At 63.8% G+C, this 6,823-nt stretch carries 9 protein-coding genes; all 9 read left to right on the forward strand.

Features of this window, described 5'->3' with window-relative positions:
• Positions 1 to 410: 410 nt before the first annotated feature.
• Positions 411 to 974, forward strand: a complete 564-nt coding sequence (locus tag ACTHL0_RS12420) for an RNA polymerase sigma factor (RefSeq protein ID WP_440567048.1) — start codon at positions 411 to 413, stop codon at positions 972 to 974.
• Positions 971 to 1,402: a DUF3619 family protein gene (locus ACTHL0_RS12425; RefSeq protein ID WP_440567049.1), complete on the forward strand. Its 432-nt coding sequence runs from the start codon at positions 971 to 973 to the stop codon at positions 1,400 to 1,402. The genes ACTHL0_RS12420 and ACTHL0_RS12425 overlap by 4 nt, the downstream gene beginning before the upstream one ends.
• Positions 1,403 to 1,423: 21 nt before the next feature.
• Positions 1,424 to 2,170, forward strand: coding sequence for a DUF3106 domain-containing protein (locus ACTHL0_RS12430; protein WP_440567050.1), 747 nt, complete (start codon positions 1,424 to 1,426; stop codon positions 2,168 to 2,170).
• 5 nt (positions 2,171 to 2,175) lie between these two features.
• Positions 2,176 to 2,724, forward strand: coding sequence for an RDD family protein (locus ACTHL0_RS12435; RefSeq protein ID WP_440567051.1), 549 nt, complete (start codon positions 2,176 to 2,178; stop codon positions 2,722 to 2,724).
• Positions 2,725 to 2,893: 169 nt separating this feature from the next.
• Positions 2,894 to 3,832, forward strand: a complete 939-nt coding sequence (locus ACTHL0_RS12440) for a UDP-2,3-diacylglucosamine diphosphatase (RefSeq protein ID WP_440567055.1) — start codon at positions 2,894 to 2,896, stop codon at positions 3,830 to 3,832.
• A 30-nt stretch (positions 3,833 to 3,862) separates the two neighbouring features.
• Positions 3,863 to 4,897: a glycosyltransferase family 4 protein gene (locus ACTHL0_RS12445; protein WP_440567052.1), complete on the forward strand. Its 1,035-nt coding sequence runs from the start codon at positions 3,863 to 3,865 to the stop codon at positions 4,895 to 4,897.
• Positions 4,834 to 5,391: a diacylglycerol kinase gene (locus tag ACTHL0_RS12450; RefSeq protein ID WP_440567056.1), complete on the forward strand. Its 558-nt coding sequence runs from the start codon at positions 4,834 to 4,836 to the stop codon at positions 5,389 to 5,391. The genes ACTHL0_RS12445 and ACTHL0_RS12450 overlap by 64 nt, the downstream gene beginning before the upstream one ends.
• A 165-nt stretch (positions 5,392 to 5,556) precedes the next feature.
• On the forward strand, positions 5,557 to 6,285 hold the full coding sequence (locus ACTHL0_RS12455; protein ID WP_440567053.1) for a TetR/AcrR family transcriptional regulator: 729 nt from the start codon (positions 5,557 to 5,559) through the stop codon (positions 6,283 to 6,285).
• Positions 6,282 to 6,823 (forward strand): TIGR00730 family Rossman fold protein (locus tag ACTHL0_RS12460; RefSeq protein WP_440567054.1); only part of this gene is annotated, 542 nt, incomplete at its 3' end. The genes ACTHL0_RS12455 and ACTHL0_RS12460, both read left to right, overlap by 4 nt.

Here is a 6,823-nt window from a genome sequence, read left to right on the forward strand (position 1 = left end):
CGACGTGGAGAATTCCGCGCTGGGCATGTTCATCGTTAACCTTTCGAATTTTCGGCAAAAAATTGATCGGGTGCTCTCTGCCGGGCTTATGGCTCGGGTTCAAGCGGCGCGTCCACTTTGACAGACGAGCTTCATGGGCCCGCCCAAAAAGAGACAAATCACTTATGTTGCGAACCGGAAACCTTAACGGTTAAGCGCGCGCAGGTCAAGAAAAATCAAGCGAAAATGCTTACCCCGGCCGGGTCCGGACCGCGGCGGAACCGGTCGTTTTGCGCCCGAAACCCCGGCTTTTCACCTCTAATAGCGTCAAGTCGTCCCCCAGTATCTCGAAAGTTTGCTAGCATCCGCGGGTTTTACGACATTTTTCTATCGATTACGGCGCACCGCGAAAATCGCGCCGCCCCCCTCGGATGGCATCAGACAAGGAACTCGCCGATTTTCTGGCGGGCGTCGAAAGGCGCGCGTTCAAGCACACCGTCTACGCCGTGCGCGATGACGACGCCGCCCTCGACATCGTCCAGGACGCGATGATCAAGCTCGCCGAAAAATACGGCGACCGTCCGCCTGCCGAGCTTCCGCTGCTATTTCAGCGTATCTTGCAGAATGTGACGCATGACTATTTTCGCCGTCAGAAGGTGCGTAACACCTGGGTCAGCCTGTTCTCGTCGCTCGGCGGCGCCGACGACGAGGAATTCGACCCGCTCGAGACGATCGAAGCAGATGACAGCTCGAGCGCCGGCCTGAGCAGCGAACTCAGGCTCGAGCGCGAGCAAATCCTCGCCTCGATCGACGAAGAGATTCAAAAGCTGCCGGCGCGTCAACGGGAGGCGTTCCTCATGCGTTATTGGGAAGATATGGATGTCGCCGAGACCGCCGCCGCGATGGGCTGCTCGGAGGGCAGCGTGAAGACGCACTGCTCCCGAGCGACGCACACGTTGGCGGTCGCGCTCAAGGCCAAAGGAATTACGCTATGAGCTCCGCTCCAGAAATCAAAGAACTCGAGTTCGCGGGCAAGATCCGCCGCGCGCTCGACGAAAGCGCCGCCGACCTGCCCGCCGCCACGCTCGATCGCCTGGCCGGCGCGCGTCGTCTCGCCCTCGCTCGCAAGAAGCCTGAACCTGTCACCGCCCCGGCTTTCGCGCCGGTGCTCGCGCACGCCGGTGCCGGCGGCGCGGTCGATCTGCCGCCCGTGGCCAAGCGCCGCCTTTCGCCGCTTGGCCGCATCCTGCGCGTCTGGCCGCTGGTGGCGCTGGTGGGCGGCGTCGCGTTCATCGCTTACTGGGAAAACGCGCAACGTTCCGCCGAACTGGCCGACATCGATGCGGCCATGCTCAGCGATGATTTGCCTCTGAATGCTTATCTTGACCACGGGTTCAATGCTTACTTGTCACGAGCACGCTGAGGCAGGCGGAGAATAACGCCGGTGAGCTATAAGCGCGGCCTGGCCGTTGTCTTCGGGTGCGCGATCGCCGCGGCGGTCGCGTTCGCGGCCACCTACCCCCGATTCTTTCCGACCGCACCCGCGCATCAAGCGGCGGGCGCGCAAGGCGTCGCGCCCGTGCAGCTCGCGCCGCTCTCGGTCGAGTTCCCGCCGCTCGTCAATGACACCAATCCGCTCTCGTGGTCGCATCTGAGCGACGACCAACATGCGGCGCTGGCGCCGTTCGCCGCCGAGTGGAATACGTTCAGCGACGAACGTAAGCGAAAATGGATCAAGATCGCAGCACGTTTCGCAAAGATGTCGCCGGAAGCGCAAAAACGCTTGCATGAGCGGATGGCTGAATGGGTGCATATGACGCCCGATCAGCGGCGTGTCGCCCGCGAAAACTATCAGGTCTCCAAGGCGCTGCCGCCGCAAGCGCGCAAGAAAGCCTGGCAGGCTTATCAGGAGCTTTCGCCCGAACAAAAGGCGAAACTCGCCGCCATCGGGCGCAAGCGCAAACAGACGATCGTCAGCGCGCCGCCGCTCGGCGAGCGCAGCGAGGTCCGCGGCCTGAACCGCCTCGTGAATCCGCCGCTGGGGGCAAGCGGTGCGGCCGCTGCTTCGGGCGCAGGGTCTGCGTCGTCCGCCTCGGGTTCGGGCGCATCAGGTCCCGTCAATACGACGGTTCCGGTCCCCCCGACGCCGATGTCGCCGTCGGACGAGCCGTCCATCTTTCGCGGCGCCTGAGCAAGATGGCGCCCCCAGCACCGGTCACGTCGCCGCAGGCCGATCCGCCGGCCGCCCCGGGGCCGGCGCCCGCGCCCCTGCCGACCATTCGCCGGCGCCTTGCCGCCCTCGTCTACGAAAGCGTGCTGCTGTTCGGCGTGGTGTTCATCGCCGGCTATCTGTTCGCCACGCTCACCCAACAACGCAATGGGCTCACGCACCACAATGTGCTGACCGTGTGGATCGCGCTCGTCGTCGGCGCTTATTTCGTCTGGTGCTGGACCCGCGGCGGCCAGACGCTGCCGATGAAGACGTGGCGTTTGCGGCTCGTCGCCGCGCATACAGGCCAGCCGCCCACGGTCATGCGCGCGCTTGCCCGCTATCTCGCCGCGTGGCTCTGGTTCCTGCCGCCGCTCGCCTTGCATCCGCTCGCTCACTCCCCCGTCCCCGCCACCCTCGCGGCCACGGCCGCCTGGTTCATCCTCTGGGCGGCCGCAGCGCGGCTCGATCCCGCCCGCCAGTTCCCCCACGACCGCCTCGCCGGTACGCGCATCGTCGCAGCCGAGCGCCGCTGATACCAGTCGATACGGTCGATACCCGTCGATACCCGTCGATACCGGTCCCTCGCAGCGAACCCGCCGATCGCGCCCTTAAACGCACGTAATAAGAACTTCGCGTGACTGTCATGTGGCAGTCACGGTCGCATGGCGCAATGTGCGCATGTCCAACTCGACGCGAGAAGCCATGGACCGCACGACGTCCGCGACTTCCCTTCTCAGGCAACTCGGCGCAAGCGTCGATACCGTCCCCTTTCAACCCGCCCTGCCGAGCGGCGGGGCGGCGCACGTGCCGGGGCCGGGTACCGAGGACACCGCGGGGTGCCAGAACGACGACAGCGTCGGCGAACCGCTGCGCTACCGCACGATCTGGCTCTCCGACATCCATCTCGGTTCGAGCGGCTGCCAGGCGCCCTATCTGCTCGACTTTCTGCGGCACAACGAGTCGGAATACCTGTATCTCGTCGGCGACATCATCGACGGCTGGCAACTGAAGACAGGCTGGTACTGGCCGCAAGCGCACAACGACGTCGTGCAGAAGATTCTGCGCAAGGCGCGCAAGGGCTCGCAGGTCATCTACATCCCGGGCAATCACGACGAGGGGGCGCGTCAATTCTGCGATCTCGCGTTCGGCGACATCCATGTGCGCGGCGAAGCGTGTCACACGACGCTCACGGGCAAGCGCTTGTGGATCGTCCACGGCGATCTGTTCGACGGCGTGATCCAGCACGCGAAATGGCTCGCCTATCTCGGCGATACGGCCTATACGGGCATCCTCGTCCTCAATCGCTGGTTCAACCGCCTGCGCAGCCGCTTCGGCCTGCACTACTGGTCGCTCTCGCAATATCTGAAGCATCAGGTCAAAAACGCCGTCAATTTTATCTCCTCGTTCGAGCAGGTGATGGTTGACGAGGCGCGCCGGCGCGGCTGCGACGGCGTGGTCTGCGGCCATATCCACAAGGCCGAAATCCGCGACGTCGACGGCTTGCTGTACTGCAACGACGGCGACTGGGTGGAGAGCTTGTCGGCACTCGTCGAAACGCTCGACGGGGAATTGAAGGTGGTCTACTGGACCGTCATGCGCTCGCCGGCCGCTCAGCCGGGTAAAACCAAGGCTACGGCCTAATCGCTTCGCGAACGAACCGGATCCGACCGCATGAAAATCATGATCGTCACCGACGCCTGGGAACCGCAAGTCAACGGCGTCGTACGCACCCTGAAGAACACGACGCGCGAACTGACCGCGCTCGGCCATCGCGTCGAACTGATGACGCCGCTCGAGTTCCGCACGATCCCGTGCCCGACCTATCCCGAAATTCGCCTCTCGCTGCTGCCGCGCCGGCGCGTGCATGCGCGGATCGACGAGTTCGCGCCGGATGCCCTGCATATCGCCACCGAGGGCCCGCTCGGGCTCGCGGCGCGCGCCTATGCGATACGCCGGGGCCTGCCGTTCACGACGGCTTACCACACGCGCTTCCCCGAGTACGTGCAAGCGCGCTTCGGCATTCCGACGACGGCCACCTATCGCTTCCTGCGCTGGTTCCACCGGCCCTCGCTGGCCGTGATGGCGCCGACGCCCGTCGTGAAAAGCGACCTCGAACAGCACGGCTTCGACAACGTCGTCCTGTGGACACGCGGCGTCGATCTCGATATCTTTCATCCGATGGAATCGAAGGTGCTCAATACGGCCCGGCCGATTTTTCTGTATGTAGGCCGCGTCGCCATCGAAAAGAACGTCGAAGCCTTTCTCAAGCTCGATCTGCCCGGATCGAAATGGGTGGCCGGCGAAGGCCCGGCGCTCGCCGAACTCAAATCGCGCTATCCTGAAGTCAACTACCTCGGCGTGCTGAGCCAATCGGAGCTGGCGAAAGTCTATGCGGCCGCCGATGTCTTCGTCTTTCCAAGCCGCACCGATACGTTCGGGCTGGTCCTGCTGGAGGCGCTTGCGTGCGGCACGCCGGTCGCGGCATACCCCGTCACCGGGCCGATCGACGTGCTCGGCACGAACAGCCGGGCGGGCGCGATGAACGAAGACTTGCGCGAGGCGTGCCTCGATGCGCTCAAGATCGACCGCGCCGATGCGCGCGCCTGGGCCGAGCGCTTTTCGTGGCAAGCGGCCTCGATGCAATTCGCCGCGCATCTGAAACCGCTCGCCCGTACCGGCGAGCAAGAGGAAAACGCGGCCGCATGAAACGCGATGAGCCGCTCGCGCCGGACGAGCAACCCGATCTGAACGAGCCCGAAAGCGTGTCGCACGAGCCGCTTTCGCCCGACGATCCGTTGGAGCCACTGCCGTTCAACCCGTATAAGGGCAACCGCGGTTTCACGCGCGCCTGGCATGCGCTGAAAAACTCGATCGCGGGCTTTCGCGTCGCGATCCAGGAAGAAAGCGCGTTCCGCCAGGAACTCACGCTCGCCGCGATTCTCGTGCCGTGCGGCGTGCTCGTGCCCGTCGATGCGGTGTCGCATGTGCTGCTGATCGGCTCGGTGCTGCTGGTACTGATCGTCGAATTGTTGAATTCGAGCGTGGAAGCCGCGATCGATCGCATCTCCCTCGAGCGTCACGAATTGTCGCGGCGCGCGAAGGATCTCGGCAGCGCGGCCGTCATGGTCGCCCTTTCCACCTGTGTGCTGACGTGGGGCCTCATCGTCGGTCCGATAATCGTGCGCTGGATCGGCGGTTAGGCCCTCACGAAGGCCCCTTTCAGGAAATCCCGACGCAAAGTTCAGGGAACAGAACGACCGGTTTATAATCGCCCGACGCAGTGCCACAGATACCAACCTAGCCGGGTGCATCAACGCAGTGTCGCGCGAGCGCCGCGCGTGCCTGGCAGCACAGGGCCGGACGACATGGAAGCCAAAACTCCCCGCCGCACCCGCGAACGGATCCTCGAGTTATCGTTGAAGCTCTTCAACGAGATCGGCGAGCCGAACGTCACCACCACGACGATCGCGGAGGAAATGGAGATCAGCCCAGGCAATCTCTACTACCATTTCCGCAACAAAGACGACATCATCAATAGCATCTTTGCGCAGTTCGAGCAAGCGATCGAAAAGCGTCTGCGGTTTCCGGAAGACCATCGTCCGACCATCGACGAAACCTGGTCGTACCTGCAATACATGGCCGATTTCATGTGGACCTATCGGTTCCTCTATCGCGATTTGAACGATTTGCTCGCGCGCAACCGCACGCTCGAGATGCACTTCAAGCAGATCATCAGCCACAAGGTTCGCTTCGCGAAGCAGATGTGCGAACTGCTCGTCGCCGACGAGGAGATGGTGGCCACGCCCGAGGAAATCCAGGTCATCGCCACGAACATGGGGGTGATCGCCACGTACTGGCTGTCGTACCAATTCGTGATGAACCCGCGCAAGTACAACGATCAAGGGGCGATCCGCGAAGAGCTGCATCAGGTGAGCGTGCACGTCATCTCGATCATGGCGCCGTATCTGCGCGGCCGCTCGCGCCAGCTGTTCGACGATCTCGTTTCGGGCAAGCTGCCCAAGCGCGAATTCCACGATTACTTGCCCCCGCGCGATCTAGGCGGCCGGGGCGGCAGCGCCAAGGAACTCGAATGAAATCGGTTTGCGTTTACTGCGGCTCGTCGATGGGCGCCAAGCCTGAATACGCGCGGGCGGCGCAAGCATTCGGCCGCGCCCTCGTCGACGCCGGCTGTTCGCTCGTCTACGGCGGCGGGCGCGTGGGGCTCATGGGCGTCATCGCCGACGAAGTGCTCGCCGCGGGCGGCCGCGTCGTCGGCGTCATCCCGGAACTGCTCGTCGACAAGGAAGTGGGCCACAAGGGGCTGACCGAGCTGCACGTCGTACCCGATATGCATCACCGCAAACGCATGATGGCCGATCTGTCCGATGCCTTCGTCGCCCTGCCCGGCGGCGCCGGCACGCTCGAGGAATTGTTCGAGGTCTTCACCTGGGCGCAGCTCGGGTATCACAAGAAGGCGATCGGGCTGTACGACATCGGCGGCTACTACGCGCCGCTCACCGCCATGCTCGAGCACACGGTGCGCGAAGGTTTCATGCAAAAAGCGTATCTCGATATGCTGCAGATCGATGCCGACGCACGCTCGCTGCTCGGCAAACTGCGCGCCTACCATCC

It is taken from the genome of Trinickia sp., from assembly GCF_051961175.1.
Classification (GTDB): domain Bacteria; phylum Pseudomonadota; class Gammaproteobacteria; order Burkholderiales; family Burkholderiaceae; genus Trinickia.